General features: G+C 44.8%; 24 protein-coding genes and 4 pseudogenes. 21 read left to right on the forward strand and 7 right to left on the reverse strand.

Annotated elements, in window-relative coordinates:
* Nucleotides 1-27: 27 nt before the first annotated feature.
* The 5 genes from AC0IYG_RS30230 to AC0IYG_RS30250 form a co-directional block, all read right to left on the reverse strand.
* Complete coding sequence (locus AC0IYG_RS30230) at nucleotides 28-1,164, reverse strand: multinuclear nonheme iron-dependent oxidase (protein WP_471714741.1); 1,137 nt, start codon at nucleotides 1,162-1,164, stop codon at nucleotides 28-30.
* A 22-nt stretch (nucleotides 1,165-1,186) separates the two neighbouring features.
* Nucleotides 1,187-1,342, reverse strand: coding sequence for a chryseobasin-related MNIO class RiPP peptide (locus tag AC0IYG_RS30235; protein WP_471714742.1), 156 nt, complete (start codon nucleotides 1,340-1,342; stop codon nucleotides 1,187-1,189).
* A gap of 149 nt (nucleotides 1,343-1,491) precedes the next feature.
* Nucleotides 1,492-2,337, reverse strand: coding sequence for a hypothetical protein (locus AC0IYG_RS30240; protein ID WP_471714743.1), 846 nt, complete (start codon nucleotides 2,335-2,337; stop codon nucleotides 1,492-1,494).
* A 91-nt stretch (nucleotides 2,338-2,428) separates the two neighbouring features.
* Entirely contained in the window at nucleotides 2,429-2,995 is a 567-nt protein-coding gene (locus AC0IYG_RS30245) for a hypothetical protein (protein WP_471714744.1), read from the reverse strand.
* Between the two features lie 129 nt (nucleotides 2,996-3,124).
* Nucleotides 3,125-3,889 (reverse strand): 3-keto-disaccharide hydrolase, encoded by a 765-nt coding sequence (locus AC0IYG_RS30250; RefSeq protein WP_471714745.1) that lies wholly within the window; start codon nucleotides 3,887-3,889, stop codon nucleotides 3,125-3,127.
* A gap of 191 nt (nucleotides 3,890-4,080) precedes the next feature.
* Here AC0IYG_RS30250 and AC0IYG_RS30255 point away from each other — a divergent pair, with 191 nt between their 5' ends.
* The 5 genes and pseudogenes from AC0IYG_RS30255 to AC0IYG_RS30275 all read left to right on the forward strand — a co-directional run bounded on the left by AC0IYG_RS30255 (nucleotide 4,081) and on the right by AC0IYG_RS30275 (nucleotide 10,655).
* Nucleotides 4,081-5,925: a 3-keto-alpha-glucoside-1,2-lyase-like domain-containing protein gene (locus tag AC0IYG_RS30255; protein ID WP_471714746.1), complete on the forward strand. Its 1,845-nt coding sequence runs from the start codon at nucleotides 4,081-4,083 to the stop codon at nucleotides 5,923-5,925.
* A 25-nt stretch (nucleotides 5,926-5,950) separates the two neighbouring features.
* A pseudogene (locus tag AC0IYG_RS30260) lies at nucleotides 5,951-7,896 on the forward strand (c-type cytochrome).
* Between the two features lie 212 nt (nucleotides 7,897-8,108).
* Complete coding sequence (locus AC0IYG_RS30265; RefSeq protein WP_471714747.1) at nucleotides 8,109-8,270, forward strand: hypothetical protein; 162 nt, start codon at nucleotides 8,109-8,111, stop codon at nucleotides 8,268-8,270.
* A 101-nt stretch (nucleotides 8,271-8,371) separates the two neighbouring features.
* Nucleotides 8,372-10,099, forward strand: a complete 1,728-nt coding sequence (locus tag AC0IYG_RS30270; protein WP_471714748.1) for a sensor histidine kinase — start codon at nucleotides 8,372-8,374, stop codon at nucleotides 10,097-10,099.
* A complete protein-coding gene (locus AC0IYG_RS30275) occupies nucleotides 10,071-10,655 on the forward strand; it encodes a response regulator (protein ID WP_471714749.1) in 585 nt (194 codons plus the stop codon). Before AC0IYG_RS30270 ends, AC0IYG_RS30275 begins: the two co-directional genes overlap by 29 nt.
* Here the strand turns inward: AC0IYG_RS30275 and AC0IYG_RS30280 are convergent.
* Nucleotides 10,643-12,013: a sigma-54-dependent transcriptional regulator gene (locus AC0IYG_RS30280; RefSeq protein ID WP_471714809.1), complete on the reverse strand. Its 1,371-nt coding sequence runs from the start codon at nucleotides 12,011-12,013 to the stop codon at nucleotides 10,643-10,645. The two genes, AC0IYG_RS30275 and AC0IYG_RS30280, sit on opposite strands and share 13 nt — an antisense overlap.
* 130 nt (nucleotides 12,014-12,143) lie before the next feature.
* On the reverse strand, nucleotides 12,144-12,440 hold the full coding sequence (locus AC0IYG_RS30285) for a hypothetical protein (protein WP_471714750.1): 297 nt from the start codon (nucleotides 12,438-12,440) through the stop codon (nucleotides 12,144-12,146).
* Nucleotides 12,441-13,032: 592 nt separating this feature from the next.
* Between AC0IYG_RS30285 and AC0IYG_RS30290 the strand changes: the two are divergent.
* From AC0IYG_RS30290 to AC0IYG_RS30365, 16 genes and pseudogenes are all read left to right on the forward strand, one after another.
* Nucleotides 13,033-13,747 (forward strand): annotated as a pseudogene (locus AC0IYG_RS30290) (ferritin-like domain-containing protein).
* A 27-nt stretch (nucleotides 13,748-13,774) separates the two neighbouring features.
* Nucleotides 13,775-14,567 (forward strand): annotated as a pseudogene (locus tag AC0IYG_RS30295) (ferritin-like domain-containing protein).
* 219 nt (nucleotides 14,568-14,786) lie between these two features.
* The gene (locus tag AC0IYG_RS30300) at nucleotides 14,787-16,019 is read left to right on the forward strand and encodes a sulfite oxidase (protein ID WP_471714751.1); all 1,233 of its coding nucleotides are present in this window, start codon (nucleotides 14,787-14,789) and stop codon (nucleotides 16,017-16,019) included.
* 19 nt (nucleotides 16,020-16,038) lie between these two features.
* On the forward strand, nucleotides 16,039-16,461 hold the full coding sequence (locus AC0IYG_RS30305; protein ID WP_471714752.1) for a hypothetical protein: 423 nt from the start codon (nucleotides 16,039-16,041) through the stop codon (nucleotides 16,459-16,461).
* A 2-nt stretch (nucleotides 16,462-16,463) separates the two neighbouring features.
* Complete coding sequence (locus AC0IYG_RS30310) at nucleotides 16,464-16,712, forward strand: hypothetical protein (protein WP_471714753.1); 249 nt, start codon at nucleotides 16,464-16,466, stop codon at nucleotides 16,710-16,712.
* A complete protein-coding gene (locus AC0IYG_RS30315; RefSeq protein ID WP_471714810.1) occupies nucleotides 16,709-17,011 on the forward strand; it encodes a thermonuclease family protein in 303 nt (100 codons plus the stop codon). Before AC0IYG_RS30310 ends, AC0IYG_RS30315 begins: the two co-directional genes overlap by 4 nt.
* A gap of 100 nt (nucleotides 17,012-17,111) precedes the next feature.
* Nucleotides 17,112-17,375 (forward strand): hypothetical protein, encoded by a 264-nt coding sequence (locus tag AC0IYG_RS30320; protein ID WP_471714754.1) that lies wholly within the window; start codon nucleotides 17,112-17,114, stop codon nucleotides 17,373-17,375.
* A gap of 41 nt (nucleotides 17,376-17,416) precedes the next feature.
* Entirely contained in the window at nucleotides 17,417-17,638 is a 222-nt protein-coding gene (locus tag AC0IYG_RS30325) for a hypothetical protein (protein WP_471714755.1), read from the forward strand.
* Between the two features lie 267 nt (nucleotides 17,639-17,905).
* A complete protein-coding gene (locus AC0IYG_RS30330) occupies nucleotides 17,906-18,577 on the forward strand; it encodes a hypothetical protein (protein ID WP_471714756.1) in 672 nt (223 codons plus the stop codon).
* Nucleotides 18,553-18,702, forward strand: a complete 150-nt coding sequence (locus AC0IYG_RS30335; RefSeq protein WP_471714757.1) for a hypothetical protein — start codon at nucleotides 18,553-18,555, stop codon at nucleotides 18,700-18,702. The genes AC0IYG_RS30330 and AC0IYG_RS30335 overlap by 25 nt, the downstream gene beginning before the upstream one ends.
* 437 nt (nucleotides 18,703-19,139) lie before the next feature.
* Complete coding sequence (locus AC0IYG_RS30340) at nucleotides 19,140-19,382, forward strand: hypothetical protein (RefSeq protein WP_471714758.1); 243 nt, start codon at nucleotides 19,140-19,142, stop codon at nucleotides 19,380-19,382.
* Nucleotides 19,351-20,025, forward strand: coding sequence for a hypothetical protein (locus AC0IYG_RS30345; RefSeq protein ID WP_471714759.1), 675 nt, complete (start codon nucleotides 19,351-19,353; stop codon nucleotides 20,023-20,025). The genes AC0IYG_RS30340 and AC0IYG_RS30345 overlap by 32 nt, the downstream gene beginning before the upstream one ends.
* Entirely contained in the window at nucleotides 20,003-20,374 is a 372-nt protein-coding gene (locus tag AC0IYG_RS30350) for a hypothetical protein (protein ID WP_471714760.1), read from the forward strand. The genes AC0IYG_RS30345 and AC0IYG_RS30350 overlap by 23 nt, the downstream gene beginning before the upstream one ends.
* Before the next feature lie 37 nt (nucleotides 20,375-20,411).
* Entirely contained in the window at nucleotides 20,412-20,915 is a 504-nt protein-coding gene (locus AC0IYG_RS30355) for a GNAT family N-acetyltransferase (RefSeq protein WP_471714761.1), read from the forward strand.
* 136 nt (nucleotides 20,916-21,051) lie between these two features.
* Nucleotides 21,052-22,766 (forward strand): annotated as a pseudogene (locus tag AC0IYG_RS30360) (AMP-binding protein).
* A gap of 94 nt (nucleotides 22,767-22,860) precedes the next feature.
* Nucleotides 22,861-23,571 (forward strand): alpha/beta fold hydrolase, encoded by a 711-nt coding sequence (locus tag AC0IYG_RS30365; protein WP_471714762.1) that lies wholly within the window; start codon nucleotides 22,861-22,863, stop codon nucleotides 23,569-23,571.
* Nucleotides 23,572-23,592 lie beyond the last annotated feature (21 nt).

A 23,592-nucleotide genomic window follows, 5' to 3' on the forward strand; every position in this document is an offset into this window, starting at 1 on the left:
ATCAGTCAATTAGTGTAAAAATCAGTTTCATATAAATCCGTTTTTCCATTTTTGGGCAATGGACATTGCGGTTTCCAACATGTAAGGCGCCCACTTTTCAACTTCCCACGCACTGTTGCGAAGATCAGAAGCACAGAGCATTGCACGCGCTTCTTCCAGGTTTCCGGCGGTTTCCAGAATGCGGGACAATTCCATTTGCTGGCTGTGCAGGAAAAGGTCTTCGAGCGGACTTTTACTAGAAATTAAACGCTTAGTAGGAGTGAACGCATTCGGAGCATGATCCGGCCTAAACCTGTCCGCCGCCTTGATAATGTCGCTCATCCGCAAAAAATCCTGCTGAAACAGCCGCTGGCTTTCGATCGTATTGAGCGCCGTGCCCATTTGCTCCATCACAACGAATTTCAGGTTCGGACACAGAGATATTGCTTTTTGTAAATATGTAAAGACTGCTTCCGGAACAGACTCGTCATGTGTGTCCCTCCGGATTTTTTTGCTTCCATTCGCGTGGCCATCGTCCCAGCTGCCTCCTGAAATGTGAATTTCTCTGACTTTGTCCAGCGGATATAATTTAACAATTTCATCAAATGCAATGTCGAAATTATGGACCTGACAGTAAATGTTATGCAGATCCAAAATAATGAAACCGTTGACACTTTCTACCAATTGGTCGAGAAAGTCCCCATGTTTTCTGACCTCATCAATAGAATAGGAAAAGGCCAGATTTTCAAGGCCGACGGGACATTGACATGCATCCTGAATTCTGAGCAGCCTGTCTTTTCCCAGCGCCAATGTCCGGGTCGTAAATGGAATCCCGATCGGAGCGCCTTTGTGAAAATCAGCTCCGGTCATGAACCCGAAATGTTCAGTAATGTGCTCAAAATTAAACTCCGACGACAGTTTTCTGAGCTTATCAAGCCATTCCTGCTGCTCCGCTGACCATTTCCCCGAAAAAAGTGAAAAGTAAACGCCATGTCCGATCAGCCTGTTATGGTCGCTAAATTCCCTGACAAGATCGGTAAACCAGGACGGTATCTCATTGAATTTAAACAAAGAGTCGAACGACCATTCAATCGCCTCCACCTTTTCTTCTTCAAATAAAGGAAGCGATGCTTGTAAAATGTGCGCATCGAGGTTGCAGGCAATAGAAGCGAATATTTCAGACATAACGAAGCAAGATCAATGTCAATCAACCCATTCCACAGCCAGGACAATTGTCTATGGTTTTATTTTTACTCGTCTTCTCACCATTTGGTTTTATAAAGCCGTCGGTGCACGCAGATGCCAATGTTGTAACGGTAACCGCAACAGCGACGGCTTTTAATACTGATTTTGAGACTTTCATAATGTTATCTGTTAAGGTTAGTAAGCATTTAATAGCATGATCCAATTGAAATTCATTTAGTTGTAACCATTTGTTTTAAATTTTTGAGCAAATAAAAAAACCTGTCGGACAGAGCGCCGACAGGTTTTCAACAAATGATTTTTCTCTAATTACTTACCAAACAAGCGCGCCCAGAAGCCCTTCGCTTTTACTTTGGTTTCTTCATATTTTTCGGTTGCCACTTCTTTGATGTCCTCAAATTCTTCGGCAGCTTTGATCCTCAGTTCTTCCGCTTTGATTTGTGCTTCGGCAAGCTTTTCGGCTGCAATCGCCTTGGCTTCTTCGAATTTTTCTTGCACATCCTCTTTGATATCCTCGTATTTCTCAGCAGCAACTTCTTTAACGTCTTCCGCTTTCGCGCTAAACTCCGTGATAAACTCTTCTGCTTTCACTCTTCCGGCTGAAATGTTCAGTTCAACTTCGTTTTGCAACTGCTCCGTTTTCTGAGCAAATCCCGATTTCACTTCCTCCGTCTGTTCGATCACTTCCTCTTTCACTTCCTCCGTTTTCACTGCGGCTTCTTCTTTAATCGTTGCCACAATTTCTTTGGCTTCTTCCGTCTTGTCGGCCGCTGCAACCTGGAAATCATCAATTTTATCTGCTGTGTAGGTTTTCACTTCGTCCACTTTTTCGCTTGCTTCCGCTTCCAGTTCAAGCGCCTCGTCTTTTGTCTGGTCGAATGTCGATTCGCCGGCGGCTTTCAGATCGTCCAATGTTTCATACACTTCGGACTTGATTCCATCAGCGGCAACGCCGGCTTCTTCAATTTTTTCTTCTGCTTTTACTTCGAGCTCGTCTGCTTTGTCCGTTTCAAACAATGCCGCATCTTCATTTATTTCCTGTGCTTCATTCACGATCTCCTCTTTCTCCTCAGCAGCTTGTTCTTTCAATTCTTCAACTTTCTTTTGAAGCGATTCGGTCACTTCCTCGGGTGTGGGGTTTTCGTTTTCAGCCATTGGAAAGGAATTTAGGTGGGAAATTTGTAACAGTTGATTTCGAAATCTACAAAGGAGTTCGGAACGTTCCTAGTTTCAATGCAGCTTTCTCCTACTCTAACCTTCTAATCATCAATTTTTTAATCAATTCATAGAACGGCTCGGGTTGCATCGTGCGCCAGTTATTCAGCTGCAATGTGCCTCCGAAATTAATATAATAATCCAGCCTGAACTTCTTCCACTGCTCCTCCACGTGCTCCCTGAAATTCACCGCCGCGATCCAGCCGTCTTCAATGTCATCAAACCATTCGGCATAGTAATCATCTTCGCTTCCGTGGAAGTCCAGCACATTTTCACCCATTAAAATAAACTGGTTAATGCCCTCATCCACAAGCGGATCCACAACCTGACGCTTAAACAACATAATGTCATTATGCAGCGCGTCATTCCACTCGCCAAACATTTCAATGACCGCATAGCGCTTGTTGTAATCCGCGAAAATAATCTTTACATACAGCGTCTCTGAGCCTATTTCGTCCCATAACGGATGAATGTAGTAACCGTAAATCGCATTTTCGTAATAATCCAGATTATAAGTCCGGCCGTAAAAGGGCGATTTCTCGTCGTGGCTGGCTACATAATGTTTTTCCCAATTGTAATATGGCTCAATCTCCTGCATGTCAACAATGTCTTTCGGCAATAACTACATTAATATACGAATAACTTAAAAATGAAAAAAGGCTTAAACGATGTTTTAAACCGTTTAAGCCCTTCGATCCTTGTACCCGAAATTCAGGTCGCACGTTGCTTACAGCTCGCGGATCCAGATGTTACGGAAACTTGTCGTGTTATTGTGATCCTGCAATTTGATAGGACCTTTTCCATGCGGCTCAATAGTAGGCTGGCCCACGTAAGGAGTCGTTCCCTGGATCATGGTGTGGTTTTGAACCAAAACACCATTGTGGATTACGGTAATGTAAGGCGGAATCGTCATTTGACCATCCTTATTGAAATGCGGCGCTGTGTAAACAACATCGTAAGTCTGCCATTCGCCTGGTCCTACGGTTGCATTTACCAAAGGCATTGTTTGCTTATAAATTGAACCCGCTTGTCCGTTTGAATAAGTTGGGTTATTATAGCTGTCCAAAACCTGCAATTCATAAATTCCCTGCATGAAAATCCCGCTGTTTCCACGTCCCTGGCTGTTTCCTTCCACTTTCGCAGGTGTGCGCCATTCAATATGCAGCTGGTAATCTCCGAATGTTTGTTTGGTTTGAATGTCACCGGATTTAGGAGCAACAGTCATTGCGCCGTCCCCAACAGTCCAGGGCGCAGCCGCTTTGCCGTCTTTGCCAGAAACCCATGCATCCAGATTTTTTCCATCAAATAAAACGATTGCATCAGAAGGTGCGGTAAAACCAGAAACAGCCGTTGACAGTTTGCCAGGCGTTACAACGCGTGGAACCGGGCTCCACAATTCACTCGATTCAGGAGTTTGCTTGGCAGGTTGCAACTGTGCATGTGCAGCAAATGCCGTTGCAAGGCTGAATGCGGTCAGGATTAGTTTTTTCATTTTAAAACTTAACTTTTAGTCTAATAACTATTGAAATAATATCAAAACACAACATTAAGTAAAAAGCACTAACAAACGCGGTTCTCACCTAATTAAATGTAATTTTTCGGATTCTTATCACGTAATTTGCAGCCGCGTATGCCCCAGGCTGCGCGGCATTTCAAATAAACCGACATAAGCTTACTTCAAGTATGTTTAAAATTAACCGTTCATTTTTCAAGCTCTTTGCGGGCGGGATTGCTGCCTTTACGATGCAATCCGCTTATGCACAGCAACCTGTCCCTCTTAACGACCTCAGTGCGTTTACTACAAAATCCGACAATTGGAAGATCGTCGGCAATGCTTCTGCTGACATTTCCAAAGAAAATGTATTGATCACAACGCCAGGAAAAGGCGTGCTGGCCTGTACACACGAAAAAGGAAAATACGGCAACCAATATGAACTGATCTCCAATTTCAAACACGGCGATCTGGACATTGAGATGGATTACATGCTCACCAAAGGATCCAACTCCGGAATCTACTTACAAGGCAATTACGAAGTGCAGCTTTTCGACAGCTGGGGTAAAAAATCTGCTAAATACAATGACAACGGCGGAATTTACGAGCGTTGGAACGATTCAAAACCAGAAGGCGAAAAAGGTTACGAAGGCTATGCGCCACGTTTCAATGTTGCCAAAGCACCGGGTTTGTGGCAAAACATTAAGATTTCTTACCAAGCTCCGCGCTTTGACGCAAATGGCAAGAAAATCTCCAATGCAGTGTTTCTTTCTATCGTGCTGAACGGCGTTACAATCCATGAAAATGTGGAAGTTAGCGGTCCTACGCGCGGTTCACTGACTGCGGAAGATGTGGCTATGGGCCCTATCCGCATCCAGGGTGACCACGGATCATTGGCTATCAAAAACATTATCATCAATAATTTTGATAAAAAGCCGGGTACGTTATCGGAGCTTACTTACAAGACATATTACGGCGCTTTGTCGGAGACAGAAGATCTTTCCAAACTGACTGCTGCGGAAACCGGAAAATCGGAAGCATTGAGCTGGGAAATCCTGAAAGAGAACAACAATTACTCTTACGTATATACAGGACGCTACAATGCGCCTACGGAAGGTGATTACAATTTCAGATTACAGGCTTCGGGCAATTCTTACCTGAAAATCGATGGCAAATATGTGATCGATGCGGCTTGGAAATCGAACAATGAATTCCGTGAAGGAAAAGTAAATTTGAAAGCGGGTGATCACACCATTGAGATCTTTAATAATAAAAAAGATGGCTGGATGCGTCCGGTTCTTGGTCTTTGGGTAAATGGCCCTGGTTTCAGAGAAGTGGCTTATCATACCAAAAGCTCTGCAATGGCAGGCGGCGTTAACGACCCGATCCTGATCTCTGCCGGAACAAACAATGTTACGCGGAGTTTTATGGATTTCAAAAAAGGCAAAGGAAAAGGACAGCGTGTAGTGCATGCGGTTTCTGTGGGAAGCCCTACAAATCTGCATTATACATATGATCTGGATAAGGGTGCTGTTCTGCAAGTTTGGCGCGGCGAATTTCTGGACGCAACTCCAATGTGGCACGATCGCGGTGACGGATCTTCCCGCCCGAGAGGAAGCGTAACATTGCTGGGCAATGATATGGTGCTTGGCAAATCGGCCAAAGGAAAATGGCAGGCGGACACAACCGGCAGCGGTTACCGTCCAAAAGGCTATGTTCTGGACGAGCAGGATGTGCCTACTTTCCAATATCAGGCATTCGGCTCTAATGTAACGGATTACATTTCAGTGGTTAACAACCAGTTTTTCGAAAGGATCATTAAGGTTAACAACCCTGCAAAGGACCTTGTAGCTCGCCTGGCAGACGGAACGAACATTGAAAAAGTGTCGGACGGACTTTATGCCATTGATAACAAGTCATATTACATTCAGTTGGCTGATAAAAGTGTGAAACCTGAGATCAGAAGCGCCGACGGCATGCAGGAATTGCTGGTGCCTGTTACAAACGGTGAAGTTAAATATTCGATCCTATTCTGATTAATCCCCTATTATTCAATACATAATGAAAAAAATTGCTCACATAGCCTTTGCTCTTCTGGCAACACTTTCGGTGCTTAAAGCGCAGGAGTCCCCGAAAGAAGAAGACTTTTACAAAATCATTACCCCGCCCATTCCGGAAGGAATTATCCTAGAAGTGGGTGGACTGACTACAATGCCAAACGGTTCACTGGCCATTTCTACACGCCGTGGTGAAGTGTGGATCGTGGATAACCCGACCAGCCGCACGCCTTATTTCAGAAAGTTCGCAACAGGCTTGCACGAAATCCTGGGCCTTGCTTACAAAGAAGGTGCATTGTATTGCGCACAACGCGGTGAGCTTACAAAGCTTGTTGACAAAAACGGTGATGGCAAAGCGGATGTTTACGAAACTGTTTACGCATGGCCTTTGTCAGGACATTATCATGAATATTCTCTTTGGTCCGAAACTGGCACCAGACGGAAGCTTCTTTGTAAGTGGTAACGTAGCATTTGGTGACGAAGAATGGTGGAGAGGCGAAAGCCGTGTTCCTGGTCGTGGCTGGATTTTTCACATTACTAATGATGGCAAATTCGAGCCTTACGCAACAGGCGTTCGCTCGCCGGCCGGAATCAGCATGTTGAATGGTGAATTGTTTTATACAGATAACCAGGGTGACTGGATGGGAACCGGTGCTATTTTCCAGGTTAAAAAAGGAGGCTTTATGGGCCACCCGGCTGGTTTGAAATGGGCTGGACTGCCTAATTCTCCTGTTAAGCTGACTGAAAAGCAATTCTTCGCTGAGCGTGACAACCGCCAGAACAAAGATTCAAATGGCCGTGCGATCAAGCCTGAAAACACAGGAAATGAGACGCCTCAGTTTCTTTATCAATTGAAAGAAAAATACGATATGGTGCAGCTTCCGGCTGTTTGGTTACCATATGGCGTTCACGGTGTTTCTACATCTGAGTTGATTATGGACAACACGCAAGGAAACTTCGGACCATTTACCGGACAGGTTTTCGTGGGTGACCAGGGACAAAGCAACATTATGCGCATTGTTTTGGAAAAAGTAAAAGGCGAGTATCAGGGCGCGAGCATTGGTTTCCGCAGCGGTTTCCAGTCAGGCGTGTTGCGTATGGCTTTTGACAAAGACGGTTCAATGTTCGTGGGTGAAACAAACCGCGGATGGGGATCAGCCGGAGATGCGAATCAAGGTTTACAGCGTTTGGTTTGGAATGGTAAAATGCCATTTGAAATGTACACGGTGAAAGCGCAGCCTGACGGTTTTGAAATCGAATTCACCATGCCTGTGGATCGCAAATCAGCAGAAGATCTTGATTCTTACAAAGTTAGCAGCTATTTGTACAAACATTATCCAGTTTACGGAAGTCCTCCGATCAACACACAAGATGTGAAAGTGGTGGGCGTAAAAGTTTCGGATGATGCGAAGAAAGTAAGGATCGTTTTGGATGGCATGCGTCAGTATTATGTGCATAAGATCCAGTTGGAAGGCGTTCGTGCTGCTACAAACAGCTGGTCGCTTGTACACGCGGATGCTTACTACACATTGAACAACAGTCCGGACGGCGAAAAACTGAAAGTTTCCGAATTGAAAACAACCCGTTCTGGAAATGCAGCTGCTGCAACAGTTACTACGCCTGAAAAAGAACACGTTTCTCCTGACGGAAAAGGCAAAGCGCCAGCGGGTAAAGCTGCGGTTGCAAAAGCACCAACCTGGGCGGAAGTAGAAACCGCTTTTGGAAAAAAACACTTGCCTGGCCTGCCATGCAGCTGACAAAAAAGTGGTTGGCCCATCTTACCAGGATGTTGCAAAGCGTAAATACAGCAATGAGAAAATCGTTGATCTGATCTACAACCCTAAGCCTGAAAACTGGCCGGATTTTGCAACGCCAATGGCTCCTATGCCGCAAGTTCCAAAAGCTGAGGCTGCGAAAATTGCTGCCTGGATTAATTCTCTTGCCAAATAAAAAAAGAAACTTCGCTGAGGCGATTGTTCCTTCATAATATAAGTTTAAAAGGCTGCTTCCCATATCAGGAGCAGCCTTTTTCCATTCTGGGATTGATGCAAAAATTATTGATAATGCGTTATATTCACGTTATAAATCAGACACATGCAGCTGATTGTGTGCCTTTTTTGCGATTGTGAATTCGTTAAAGACATTGCATACAAACATTCAATATGTCCGCTTTTCGTAAACTGTTTTTCCTGAAATCCGTAAAAGGTAAGGTCGTGCTGGCGTTTTTCCTTGCGTCGCTGGCTTTGGGCACTTCCTGGATTATCAGTAAAAAGGCTTTTGAGACCATGTTGACGAAGCTGGAAGTTATGCTCTGCGCCAAATGATCAGCTCAGGTTGGTGAATAAGATGCTTCAAAAACATTCTTTAGCTTGATCATTTACAAAATACGCGCACATTAAAAGGCGAAGAAAAAAACGAACAAGTTTTGGCCCAATCCAAGGAACTCGTCGCGACGCTGGACTCATTAAGTGACATGAGTTATGACGATCCGCTGCAAATGATCCGCATTGATTCCATGAAAACGATCCTCAAACAGCGGGAAAAAATCTATGGAAATTATGTAAAAGTGCGATCCAAACTGGTCGATAACAAGGATTTAGAAGATGAAGTGAAGACCATTTCCGGATTAATCACGACCGAGCTCAGACCCGACAGCACCGTTGTCAAAACTGAAAAACGAACCACAACCACCACAGTTTATACAGAGCTGCCGGATTCCATGCAAAAGGCGGCGGCGGAGAAAAAAGGTTTCTTCAACCGCGTTTTCGGAGGTTCGAAAAAAGCCAAGAAAAATGCGCCTGTTGTGCTTCCTAAGGTGGTCCAAAAGCAGGAAGTTGCTGTGCAGGTGGATACAATGATCACCATTGCCAAGCAAGACAGTGCCATTGAAAAAGTGGGCGAGGCTGTGCATGCCATCGAAAAATCGCAAAAAGTAAGGACAAACAGTTTTGTCGACCGCGAGCAAGAGCTTGCATCAGCAGGCAATTCGCTCGTTCAGCAGCTTCTGGGCGTAATGCAGGAAGTGGAAAAAGACGTGCTTACGAAGTCCAATGAGGAAGGATCCCAGTCGCAATTCATGGTTTACGACATTATCCATAAACTGGAATACATTATGCTGGGCTTCTTTTTCCTCACAGCCCTGCTCGCTTACCTGATCTTTACCGACATTACAAAAAGCAACGAATATCGCACTCAGCTTGAAGAGGCAAAAGAAGAGGCCGAATATCACAGCATGGCCAAACAACGGTTTTTGTCCAATATGAGCCACGAAATCCGGACGCCGCTGCAATCAATCATTGGTTATACGGAAGCATTAAAAAAGGACGAAAAACCGAAGCGGCAGGATCTTGAAACGCTGCATTCCGCCTCAGAACATTTATTGCATTTAGTAAATGAAGTGCTTGATTACAGCCGCATTATTTCTGACCGTTTCACATTCGAGGAAAGAACGTTTGCCATCACGCCGTTGCTTAACGAAGTGATTCAAATGCTGCGTCCCACGGCAACCTCCAAAGGGCTCGGACTTTCGCTTGAAAATAGTCTCTCGACAAATTTATACTTGAAAGGCGATCCTTTCCGTCTTCGTCAGATCCTTTATAACCTGCTGACCAATGCAATCAAATTCACCGAAACGGGTGAAGTGGTGCTTCGTGTCAATAATTTTGAAGGCGAAAATGACATTGAAATTGAATTCCAGGTTGTTGACACCGGCATAGGCTTATCGCCAGATCAGGTTCAACGCGTATTCAACCAATTTGAGCAGGCCGACCCATCCATTTCGCGGAAATATGGCGGCACGGGCCTCGGTCTCAGCATTGTGAAGGCATTGGTGGAAGGAATGTCGGGCCATATTAAAGTGAAGAGCATATTGGGTAAGGGCACGACTTTTTTTGTAACCACCCGTATGAAAAAAGCACAAACGCTGGAAATAACGCCAGAGGAAACACACGAAAGAAATTATAACGTCGCCGGAAAAGTCTGGCTGGTGGATGATGACGCCTTTATCCTTAAATGGTGTTCTTCGGTCCTCGAAATGAACGGCATTCCTCGCACCTGCTTCTTCTTCGGCAGAAGAAGTCCTCAGCAGACCTTGGGACAAGCAGGTAAAATTCGTACTAACAGATATGCGCATGCCCGGCATGAGCGGTGCTGAACTTTGTAAGCGCCTTCGCCAGGATGCAAATGATGATGTCAAATTCTTCGTATTAACAGCGCAGGCGCTCCCGGAAGAGCGGGAAGGCTTGCTAGGAATGGGATTTGACGGTTTCCTGATGAAACCATTTCATTCCAATGAATTGCTTGAACTGTTGGAAGCATCGTCTCCGGACATTATTCCGCAAGCCGATATTGAAACAATTGACCTTCCTTCGCTGGACTTTACAATGCTCAATGAAATGACATTTGGCGATGAAAGTCTTCTTCGTGAGATCCTGGAACAGTTTGTAAAAGATTCAAGAAAAGACGTCGCTGACCTTGCTATATATATCGATGTCAATGAATTTTACAAAGTGCAGGAACTGATGCACCGCATGGCCGGCCGCACGGGACAGATCGGCGCGCGCGAACTTTCTACCAAGTTCAGACAATATGAAATTGCGTTACGGGAAAATCCAGCAAAGGTTTCGGTTGCCGAAATGAGGCAGGTTGTCAGAAATGCGGCTGCCGTTGTTGAGCAAGTCGAAGAACGAGCTCTGGCTTACTCAATATGATACTTTTCGATTTTATAGTAAAGCGTTTTACGGTCAATGTTTAGCAACTTTGCAGCTTTACTTTTATTATAACGCACTTCCTGAAGCACTTTTTCAATCATTTCTTTTTCGTGCGTTTCCTGCAATGCTTTCAAGTCTGAGCCAGTTGGCTTTTGCTGATCCTCCATGGCGGTGATCATCTCCGCAGGCAATGCATTTAACGTTGCCACTTCTTCTTTTGACAGCAATACAAGGCGTTTGATCACATTATTAAGCTCGCGCAAGTTTCCCGGCCAATCATATTTGTGGAAAACGTCCATCACTTCCTTGGACAGCTCGCGCACATTACGACCAAGCTCTTCGTTCGCTTTCTCTACAAAATGTTGAATAAATATGCCCAGGTCCTCACCTCTTTTGCGAAGCAGCGGCACCTCAATTTTAAATTCATTTAAACGGTGATAAAGATCTTCGCGAAAATCGCCATTGGCAGCATTAACCATTAAATCTTCATTCGTTGCAGCAATAAGTCTTACATCCACTTTGATCTGCTGCGTCGCACCGATCGGCACAATGATCCGCTCTTGCAAAGCCCGCAAAAGCTTGATTTGGACATCATAACCCAGGTTACCGATTTCATCCAGAAATAATGTTCCGCCGTCAGCCGCCTCAAACTGGCCGATCTTATCTTGCAATGCACCGGTAAATGCGCCTTTCTTATGTCCGAACAATTCGCTCGCAGCCAGTTCTTTTGATAATGAGCCGCAATCGATGGCCACAAAAGGCCCGCTGCTGCGTTTGCTCAATCTGTGTATGGATTTGGCAACATGTTCTTTTCCAGTGCCGCTTTCGCCCTGAATGATCACAGACATGTCCGTTGGAGAAACCAGCCGGACATATTCATAAAGCTGTTTAGAGATTTTACTTTTTCCTTCAATAAACTCCAACGCCTGCTTGTCAGCCTTCGCATTAGATCTCGTTTTCGGCGCTGCCTTTGTGCTGCCTGTTTCCGATTTATTAAGTGCTTCTCTCAAGACCATAAGCAATTCCTCCGGGTTAACGGGTTTGGTTATGTAATCGAAAGCGCCGATTTGCATGGCCGTTACAGCAGTGCGGACATCGTGAAAACTTGTCATTATAAATGCAGCGGTCCTGTTTCCTTCACTTCTCAATGCTTTCAAAAAATCGACCGAATTGCCATCAGGCAGGCGATAATCCAGCATCAGCACTTCGTAAGGTTCATTGGAATCACTGCTGCTCAGCGCTTCCCTGGCTTCTTTTATATTTGAACAGACTTTCACCTGATGACCATGCTTGCCAAGAAAATTGCTTAGCAGCTTAGAAAATGTGGTGTCGTCTTCAACGAGGAGCAGGTTAGCCATGGGGATTTCAATTTTCAAAAATAAATACTAATTAACGAGTCGGGGAATGTAAAATTATAAAAACAAACACCAAAAAGCCGGAGAAATCTCCGGCTTTTCATGCTGTGCCAACAAATATTGGCAAAAAATTCTAGTCAACTTTTTTTCCGTATTTGTCCAGATTAATCACCGTCGTCTGATCGGCTTTCTTTGCATTAATCTCAAAATACTGGGAGTTATCTTCTCTGGTGATCAAAAATGCGCTGGTAACTTGCCAACCCGCATAGGCGTCGCTAGACAATGTATTTTTCACTGCTTCCGGAAGATCATCCGGCCTTACAGCAACTTTATCCTGCAATACGGATGCAATTTTTTTCAAGGGATTAGCCTGCATATTCGTGATTGCCGTTACACTTAATAGCAGTGCAGATAATATCAATTTTTTCATAAGATCATCAATATACGTTTTTGGTTATTCATAATGGCAACTGAGCCATTACAATGCCATTGATTACCATTTACAAATTAAGTTGATAATCAGATATTAACAAATTTCAGTATAAACGTGAGTTTGCGCTGCGTTGTCTAAACTTTCTACAACTTGTACGATTAAGCGTCAATGTAAAAGTGCTATGTAGTCTGTAAATCAGGCAGCGAGCTCCGATTTTTGCAGAAAAAAATTTTCAAACTTTTTGAAGGAAGTTTTCCGTTTCCCGCTAATTACATTATATTTGCGTAGAACTTTTAAGTAGCGAAAAAATAGAATAAATTCTACATTAAAAGTTTCTCCTACAGCGACATTCACATAAACATTACATCCGTTTGCAGATATTATTTACTCAGCGTTGTTAATCAAATATCGATTAGTCTGAAAACATCAGGAGTCTAGCAATAGGCTCCTTTTTGTTTATAAGCCCTTCACGAAACTGCTCTCCTTTTTCCACCGCATTGATCTAAAGCAAATAGAAGGTCGTAGGTCTGTTAAATCTTTCGAAAAACGGAAGGGACACAAGAAACCTTTTATTGCTATGAACAGAACAATGAAATCAAAAAACAACTCCGGAGAGAAAGAGGGGGAAATCACGTCAGTAGTCAACAGACGTTTGTTTTTGCGCTCTGCTGGGTTGGCCACATCTTTGGGAACAATCGTAATAAGTGCTGCATGTAATGATGACGATCCGGATCCAATGATCCCTGGAACAGGTGATGCAGTAGATTTGGGATCAGGAGACGTGGGCGTGTTGAACTATGCATATGCGCTTGAACAATTGGAAGCTGCATTCTATACACAAGTTATTGCCACACCATATTCTGGGATGACGGACGCTGAGAAAACCATTCTTACGGACATCCGCGACCACGAAGTAATTCACCGCGATTTTTTCAAAGCAGCATTGGGCGACAAGGCTATCAAAGGTCTGACACCAAATTTTGCAACAATCGACTTTACAAAGCGCGACGCGGTTTTGGGCGCTGCAAAATTATTTGAAGATACAGGCGTTGCTGCTTACAATGGAGCAGGCAAGCTTATCAAAGACGGAGGTTATTTGCTTTTGGCCGGAAAGATCGTTTCTGTGGAAGCGCGTCATGCGGCAGTTATCCGTGACCTGATCAATCCTAAATCCGCTGACTTTGCTGGTGATGATATCATCAACGGTGACGGATTTGACAAAGCTGTTGCACCTGCAGACATTCATTGCAGCTGTGAAAGGTTATGTGAAAGATACGATCACAGGAGCGAACGTAGGTAAATAATTTCAACACAAATTCGATTCAGAAACAATGGATATTTTCAAAATTATAGATGACTTTCAAAAAATTGACGGAGATGCAGCTGGCCGTTTGGAGTACGCTACACGTCGTCATTTTATGAACAGAATTGGCAGTAAGCTTGCAACGGTTGCAATTCCTACTGTATTTGCCTCGATCGTAAACAAAGCATATGCGCAGTCTGCAAAGGCAGTTGACGTGTTGAACTATGCTTTGACACTCGAATATCTGGAAGATGAGTTTTACAAATCGGGTAATGCAGCCGCTGGTCTTATCCCAGCTTCGGATAAAGTGATATTCACACAAATCGGCAAGCACGAAACACAGCACGTTGCATTCCTTGTGGCAGCACTTGGTGCAAAAGCGATCAAAAAACCAACATTTGACTTTAAATATGGTGGCGCTTTCGGTGATGTATTTTACCAATTACAAGGCTTTCGTAACTGTTTCGAGCGCATTGGAAGACGCAGGCGTTGGTGCTTACAAAGGACAAGCTGGCGAATTGCTTGCTGATCCGCAGATTTTGGAATACGCTTTGCAGGTTCACTCTGTGGAAGCACGCCACGCGGCAATTGCACGCAGACTGGCCGCAACTGTAACTGCAAATCCGGCAATGAAAGGATGGATCACCGGAAAAGAAGGTGCGGTTCCTGCGATTTACGCTGGCGAAGACAATATGACGCAAGGTGGTGTTAACCTTAAAGGACTTGCTTCAAAATCGGATGCGGCTGTTACAGAAGCATTTGACGAACCTTTGACAAAAGAAGCGGTGCTTGCGATTGCAGGTCCGTTTATCAAGGCATAAGTAGATTCTCCCCTGTTGAACGTATACATGCACTTTTTAAAAGTGAACGTAATGTTCTAAGTGTCAGCATACACACTATTAAAATGAAGCGAGAGGCCGTCCCATGGATGGCCTCTTTTTTTATTTAAATATGGTCTAAAAACCTATAATCAGATGCTTAACTAATATCGTTTATGTAAATTCGACCGTTGATATTCTGAACTATTTCTGAACCGTAAAATGAATTCTGCATTTAACAGACGTGGCTTTTTGAAGCAAGGCAGCCTGGCCGCACTTGTGACTGCCGTGGGAACCAACATTGTGTTTGCCGACAAAATGCCCAAAGGATATGTGCCGCTTTTGCTGGATGAATCTGATGCATTGAAAGGAAAAAGCCCTGAAATGATCGTGCAGGGAGATAAACCGTGGAACGTGGAATCGCCGGTCCATTTGCTGGATGACAAAGTTACGCCGGTTGAGAAAATGTTTATCCGTAATAATGGGCTTGTGCCTGAGAAAATCGATGCCAGTTCCTGGACATTGACAATCGACGGGGAATCTGCAAAAACAACCAAGACTTACACGCTCGCTGATCTGAAAAAACGCTTTAAAACGCATACATATCAACTTGTTCTGGAATGTGGGGGCAATGGCCGTTCAGGATTTCAGCCGCAGGCTTCCGGAAACCAGTGGGGACAGGGAGCGGTGCATTGTGCAGAATGGACGGGGGTAAGGCTCAAAGACGTGCTCGCCGACGCGGGCATTAAGGATGACGCGGTTTACATTGGTTACCACGGAAAAGACCTGCATTTGAGCAAGGACCCTAAAAAAGAATCCATTTCGAGAGGCGTCCCGATGGCTAAGGCGCTTGAAGACGAAACATTACTCGCCTGGCAATTGAACGGGAAGGACATTCCTGAATTTCATGGTTATCCCTTGCGATTGGTGATCGGTGGCTGGCCGGCTTCTGTTTCTGGTAAATGGCTCAGCAGGATTTCTATCCGGAACAAAGTGCATGACGGTGCGAAAATGGAAGGGCATAGTTATAGAATGCCGAAAAGCCCTGTCGCTCCCGGTGAAGACGTGCCGCAGACGGATGAATATTTCAAAATTATCGAGTCAATGCCTGTGAAGTCGCTGATCACTTATCCAAAATCCGGCGCAATGATCACGCCTGACGCGGAGCTTTCCCTGCGCGGGCATGCCTGGGCCGGTGATCATGCGATAAAGAAAATGGAGGTTTCCATTGATTTTGGGGCAACGTGGAAAGAATGCAAGCTGGAAGCACCCGCTAACCGGCTGGCCTGGCAGCATTGGTCGGCCAAACTGAAATTTCCTTCCAAAGGTTATTACGAAGTGTGGGCGAAAGCAACTGACGATAAAGGCAATGCGCAACCCATGGTTACGCCAGCCTGGAATCCGGGCGGATATTTGAATAACGCCTGCGAACGCATTGCAGTGAAAGTGGGGTAATTTTGATTGGAAACAGAACATGCAATTGATAAAAAACATACGATCGGTCATTATCCTGGCACTTTTCCTTTCGCTGGGGTTAATGTCAAATGCATTCAGAAGTGAATTGCCAGAATCTAAAACGGCAACCTCGCTTCCTATGCTGGCCGATACGCTTAAAAAAGACACAGAAACAGGCCTCATTACAGATGAAAACTTGTACATGGTTAAGGCGCAATGCACAAGCTGTCATTCATCCAAACTGATCATTGCCAATCGCTTCACGCGGGATGGCTGGAAGCAGAAAATCAGGTGGATGCAGGCAAATCATAATTTGTGGGACTTAGGCGAAACCGAAAAGCAAGTACTCGATTATCTCGAAAAGCACTACGCTCCCACCGCCTCAGCAGCGCGCAGAAAGGCGCTCAAAGACATTAAATGGTATAAGCTCGACGAAAAATAATAGTGAATAGAATTCAATACAATTGCCTGATTGCGCTGACGATTATCCTCGCGCTTTCATCATTTAATAGTAACAATGCGCTTCAATTCCAGAATGACTTCATCCAAAAAAGCAGCACATTACCTAGTCCTTTAAAGGCAGAAGTGATCGGCATTCAGGATGGAGATACGATTGAACTTAGATTTGTTTTTACCGGTAAAAAGGCTGGCCACAGAATGGGCAAGCCGGTCCGGATCAGACTTTGCATGTGAACTGCCCCGAGCGCGGACGGCCTTATTACAAAGTGGCCAAGCAATTTACAAGCGATCAATGCTTCCGGAAGCAGGTTACCATTAAGCATTCTGGTGAATTTGATAAATACGGAAGGTTGCTGGGCGAAGTTGTGCTGCCGAACGGGCGTATTTTGAATAAAGAGCTGGTTAAAAAAGGGCTCGCTGTGCATTTCAAGAAATATTCGAAGAGCATTGAATATTCCAATCTGGAAATCCAGGCTAAGAAGCAGAAAATCGGCATTTGGAGTGAGCCTGCTTCTTTTTTTGGTAAAATTTAATTTTAAATACGACTTTATTTAATGTCATCTTCCGCTGCATTTTATCAAATTCTTTATCAAAACGAAACCTTATTCAGGCTGGATTCGGAATTTGCTGACATTGAAAAAAGTAGAAGTGCAGTCCAATGCGCCGGCAGTTCCCGCGACTCCGCCCATCGCAGCCGCAACACCCAAAATCGTTGCGCCTCCGATTCCGACGCCACCTGTTATTGCCAGCGTTCCGGTGGCGCCGCCCGCGGCGACATTCCCTGCATTGCGGCGTCGCATTCTGATTCTCATCGACGAACCCAAGCATAAGCACATTGTCGATTCCGAATCCGTTTTTCTGGACATATATCCTGAAAGCCGTCGGACATTCAGTTGACAAGGCCGACATATTAAATTACAGCTTTTTGAAAGGTCCGGATGCCCGAAAAGTCCTTTCGGAAAAAGCAAACGAACTTCTTTATCACTTTCGGCGTCCCGCTGATCAAACTCCATCTTGACCTTTTATTAATCCCCTATACGCCCAAAATCGTGGAAGGTGTCTGGTTTCTTTTGACGGATCCGCTGCCGGTTATTGAAGCAGATCGTGACTTGAAGAAGAAATTATGGCAGGCTTTAAAGAAGATGTTTGAAATGTCCTAATTACGAGGACGTTACCTTATTTAATGGCCGATCATCACAATAATGTAGCAATTTTCTCTGTTTTCATGGATAATCGCAGGCTAACCCATGAAAAGCTATGGCAAAATTGACTGAATTGATTGCGAACTGGTTCCATCGAAGCCATCCGACGAGGACCAATACTATGATGATGAGCCTGTTGAAAACGAAACAGCTCCGACTGCCCCCTCCGATTATTCTTATGTAAACATCGCCGCCGCTCCTAGCCCGCAACCTCGTCCGGTTGCCGTGCAGCCTCAGCCAACATTGCCAAATATAACTGCTGACATTCCCGAAATACAAAAGGTGGAAGTTGCCATTCCGTATTGGCTGGAAGACGAGGACACGCTTCGTGATGAAGGTGTTTTGTTCGGACTTTCAGAATCTGACCCAAATGAGAAAACGGACATTATACAAAAGTATTTCTCCAACCTCGCGGCCGGGCACATTGCCAACATTGAGCAGCATAACGAACGCATTCAGGAACTTAACCTTTTTATAGGCCAGAAAAACAACCGCATTGAGGAATTAAAGGACAAATTGAAGAACCCCGCAACAAATGCAGAGCGGGAGCATCATTTGCCCAGAACATTGATCGGCATTACACTTTGCGTTGCCATGTGCGTCGGAAACTTCTTCCTGATCCGGGAATCGTTGAGACCGGAGTTCAATGATAATTCGTGGATCGCTTTGGGTGTGTTCTTAGCGGGAATGTTCAGTTTGTTTGGCAAAATCTCTTTGTTTCACGACACCGAATCCCGCGTTACCTGGAAATCATTATTAGAGGAAATTGGGCTTCCATTTGCTGCTCGCACTTTTTGTATTTGCCAATGCGATCCCACATCAGACCTGGTGGCAGGCATTCGCGCTGTTCTGTGTTTGTTTTCTTCCTTTTTATGTTCGCAGGCAAGCTTTTGCTGAGCAACATTACGGTGCTTCGCAATGATATGAAGGCCTGGCTCAACATGCAAAAGGACAGCCGGAGCTTCATTGATAACACTTACAACTGGGAGAGCAGAATGCCAGACATTGCAGCAGGAAATTGATGAACTGAGGGTTAAAAAATGGCAGATCCTTCGCGAGCAGAGTGCCGCTGAAACGGAGACGAGACCGCCTTTATGCAGAACGCGAGATGCCGATCAAGCTCTTTGAAAGTGAGTTTTATCTGGCCCGGCGCATGAAAACCGAACTGTCGACGAGACAGCTGAACCTCATCCGGAAAACGAGGGATTAATCTCTTCCGGCATGGCTTTTTCCCGATAAGCCTGACCATTTACAAGAACTCATTTTCTTCGATCAAACAAAAATAATCGTCATGAACGAGCAGAATCCTAAACCAGGGCGGCGATTTTCAGGCAACGGGATATTCCAGCGGAATCGAAGGCATTGACCGCCAGGTGTATGAAGCATATTTATCCAGTAATGTGAACCATGACTGGGTTATGGAGAAAGACTCAATACGAAGAAAGAAGAGCTTTCGTCGGTGAGGAATAAGCAGCAGCAAACGATCAGAGAGCACAAAACGGCTTATGACAAGCTGCAAAATGAAGTGATGGGCCTGAACAATGCTGCCAAGCGCGTTCAGGACATTGATGCTTCAGTTGCAGAAATTGATTCAGTAACAGAGGAATTGCGTGAGAAACGCGCCAGCAAAGCACCGTCCTACTCTTTCGTATTGCAGGATACCGATCTTTTTGGCTGCGGGCATTTCCTTCATCGCGGGTGACCTGATCATTTCCCACGAAATTGTAGCTTATGCGCTTAACATTCGTAATTCTAATGAAGCCTGGGCATTCGCAATCGGTTTGGCGATGTTGTCTATTTTGCTAAAACCAGCATATGACCGCCTGATTGAAGAACCTTATCACAAAAATGAAACGCCTAAGGCAAGATCCCGATATGCAGGCTTTAAGCTGGTGTTATCCATTTTTGCCATTGTTACATTGATCATTTTGGGCTGGTTCCGTTACGAAGCTTACCGGACGGATAAGCTAAAAGAAGCAATTAACAAATCGGTTAAAAACCTTCAATTGAATGCTGTGGACCCATTAACGGGTGCGCCGGTGAACAGCCCTGAACTGACAAATAAAATTGAGGAAGCGCTTCGCAACTCAGATCAGCTGAACCTGGATCTTGTCAACAGCCCTTGGGCGCTGCTTTCTTTCGTATTAAGCGGTGTGCTTTTTGCGATTGCGGGCGCAGTTTCCCTGGGAATGGCACTGCCGGTTTTGCAAGGATTCTGGTATCGCTGGCTGCAAATTGATCCTGAAGCTTTGGCGGTTAAGACGCAGAAGAAAGCGCATTTTGAAACAAATGGAGCCTTTGCAGCAAACGCTAACAGCACATTTGACCCAAAAAAGCATTCTTGAAAATGACATTGCAGTAATGCCTGCTTTGGAAGAATTGAGACAGGAAGAAGCAAAAATAAAAGCAGAGATTGAGGCACTTGAAGGTGAACGCAAACAAGCCCTTACGGACACGAGAGTGCACTCGTACGGAGATGGTTATGCGCACGGCCAGGTTAGCCGCGACGTGATGGGTGAAGAAGAATATGAGACTTGGAGAAATAGCCATTTATCCGTTTCAAATCTGGCATTAAGAGCCAAATCCAATGCCTCTGCCGACAGAGCCGTGCCTCGCACAAGGAGTGCAGGAATGCGTCCGCATCAGGCAATCCGCAAGGCAATAACCGATCGTTTTGACGAAAACAATTCATAATGTTCTTAAATCGGGGGGTTAAATTGATACCATGATTATGACCCCCCGATTGAGAATTGTCCCTTGCGATGACACGCTTTTTGATGCCATTCGCATGGGAAACAACACATTAGCCCGCGTTATGGGTGTTAATGTTCCAAAGAAGTGGACCGATTTCCGGGACACTTTTACACCATCTTACCACCGCTGGAAAGCCCACCCTCCGCTGAGAGACTGGTGGGTTTATTTGATTATTCACGTCCCTGAAAACATTCTGATCGGTTCGTGTGGTTTCAAAGGCGAGCCCGACGCTAATGGCGTGGTAGAGATCGGCTACGAAATTATTAATTCACACAGAAAGCAAGGATTGGGCCGCGAAACGGCAAAGGGTTTGGTGGATCATGCATTTAGTCACAGTGCTGTCAAAAAAGTGATTGCACATACGCTGGCTGAGGAGAATGCTTCTGTGCGCATTCTGGAAGGACTTGGTTTCAAGCAAATCGAAGACGTTAATGATCCCGATGAAGGTTTGCTATGGCGCTGGGAAGTGTCTAAAAAATAATTCCCAGGGTGATTTTGCGTTATCATTACAGACTATTATTTTTTGAGAAATAATTGCACTCAAACAATAAACTTGTTTTGTTAATGATTACCTTGATTTTCATAAACACCCGTTTTACCCTTGACTCTTCCATGCTATGATTGCGATATCAAAGGATACATTTCCCTGGCTGAAAAACTATCCCGAGGGCATTCCTTATGAAGTAAATCCCGACGCCTATTCGTCGCTCGTTGAAATGATGGAGACGAGCTTCCGCGAGAATGCTGCAAAGCCTGCCTATACAAACATGGATAAGGCAATCACTTTCGGCGAACTTGATACATTATCTAAAAATTTCGCGTCTTACCTGCAAGGTTTGGGACTGGCTCAGGGTGATCGCATTGCGATTCAAATGCCCAATGTGCTTAGTATCCGGTTGCGATGATGGGCGCCTTGCGGGCTGGACTGGTGATCGTCAATACAAATCCTTTATACACGCCGCGGGAAATGCAGCACCAGTATAAGGATTCAGGCGCAAAAGCGGTTGTTATCCTCGCAAACTTTGCTGCTAACCTCGAAAAGATCATTGCTAACACCAACATTCAACATGTAATCATCACTGAAATCGGTGATTTACTGGGTTTTCCAAAAAGATTCATTGTTAATGCGGTTGTTAAGCATGTGAAAAAGATCGTTCGAAATACAATGTTCCGGACGCTGTTTCCTTTTTCAAAAGCCATTTCAATTGGTGCGGGCCGTGAATATAAAAGGCCTGTCATTTCCGGCATTGACATTGCCTTTATCCAATATACAGGCGGAACCACGGGCGTATCAAAAGGTGCAATGCTGACGCACCGGAACCTGATTGCCAATGTGGAAGGCATTAATGAATGGCTGATGTCAAAATTAAGACGTTCGGCGATTTCCGGACAGCTTACGCTGATTGCCGCATTGCCCTTGTATCATGTTTTTGCATTGACTATTAACGGATTATGCGGAATAAAATGGGGTGCTCTTAATGTTATGATCACCAACCCGAAGGACATTCCGGCTTTTATTAAGGAAATCAAAAAATATAAATTCAACATATTCCCTGGCCTCAACACGCTGTTCAACGGCCTTTTAAATAACCCAGAATTTGCATCGGTCGATTTTACAGATCTTAAAATAACCATTGCCGGCGGCATGGCTTTGCAGAAAGTGGTTGCTGAACGCTGGGAAAAAACAACGGGCTGTCCGCTCGTGGAAGGTTATGGCTTATCGGAAACTTCTCCTGTGCTTTCTGTGAACCCACTGGACGGCTATCATAAGCAAGGCACCATTGGCCTCCCATTTCCGAGCACAGAAATGCGCATTCTGAAAGATGACGAAACCTGGGCGCCATTGGGCGAAAAGGGTGAAATATGCGCAAAGGGGCCGCAGATTATGCTGGGTTATTACAATCGTCCGGATGAAACGGTGAAAGTGCTGTTTGAAGATGAAAGCGGCAGGTGGTTTAAGACCGGCGACATTGGCATTGAAGACGCTGAGGGTTTCTTCAAAATCGTAGATAGGAAAAAAGATATGATCCTCGTCTCCGGGTTCAATGTTTATCCAAATGAAATTGAAGATGTGGTTGCACAATGTCCTGGCGTGATGGAAGTTGCATGCGTGGGGATTCCGGATGAGAAGTCTGGTGAGCTTGTGAAAATCTTCGTTGTTAAAAAAGATCCGGAACTGACGGAGGAAAAAGTGAAGGCTTTTTGTAAGGAAAATTTAACGGGTTATAAGATTCCCCGGCTTATAGAATTCAGGTCTGAGCTGCCTAAAACCAATGTTGGAAAAATCTTGAGAAGAGCCTTGCGGGAGGAAGAAATGGCGAAATTGAAGTAGCGAAAAGTCCCGTAAAGCGTAAGGTTTATGTATATTTAGCCAAACAAGTTCTCAACCTTGAAAGCAAATCTATATGAATCTACACCGTAAAACTTTGGTACTGCTGCACGGACATGGCATAGATGATACGATTTGGGATAACCTTGATGCCGCGCTTAATGATGATTTCACAATAGTAAGGCCCAATATTTCCTTATTTACATTTTGCCAGTCTGTTGAAGATTATGCAGACGAACTGCACCGTTTTCTGACCAACGCCAACATTACTAAATGCACGCTGGTCGGTCACTCGATGGGTGGCTACATTGCCCTTGCGTTTGCAGATAAATACATGGACATGCTAGAAGGTTTCGGCCTCTTCCATTCTACTGCATATGCGGATGACGAAGCAAAGAAACACCAGCGCAATCAGACCATTGAGCTTTTGAAAAACCATGGCACTGAGGCATTTCTAAGAAATACAGCTGCAAACCTTTTCGGAGAAAGATATAAAGAGCTTTATCCCGATCGGGTGAAGGAACACATTGTCCGTTATGGAAAGCTGCCTGCCGAGGCACTCATTGCCGGCATCATTGCCATGCGCAACCGCCCTGACAGGACTTCGGTTTTAATGCGAATGAACTTCCCTGTGCTGTTTATTATTGGCATGCAGGACAAGCTGATCCCATTCGAAAGCCTCATCAGTTTGTCCGAATTCCCCAAACAGAGTTATCCATTTATACTCGCCGAAGCGGGACATTTGGGAATGGTGGAACGTCCGGATGCTTCGGCGCGGATGATCAGCTGGTATATGGGCAAAATTTAAGTTAGAAAATTTACATTTTCA

Source organism: Dyadobacter sp. AC419, assembly GCF_979253085.1.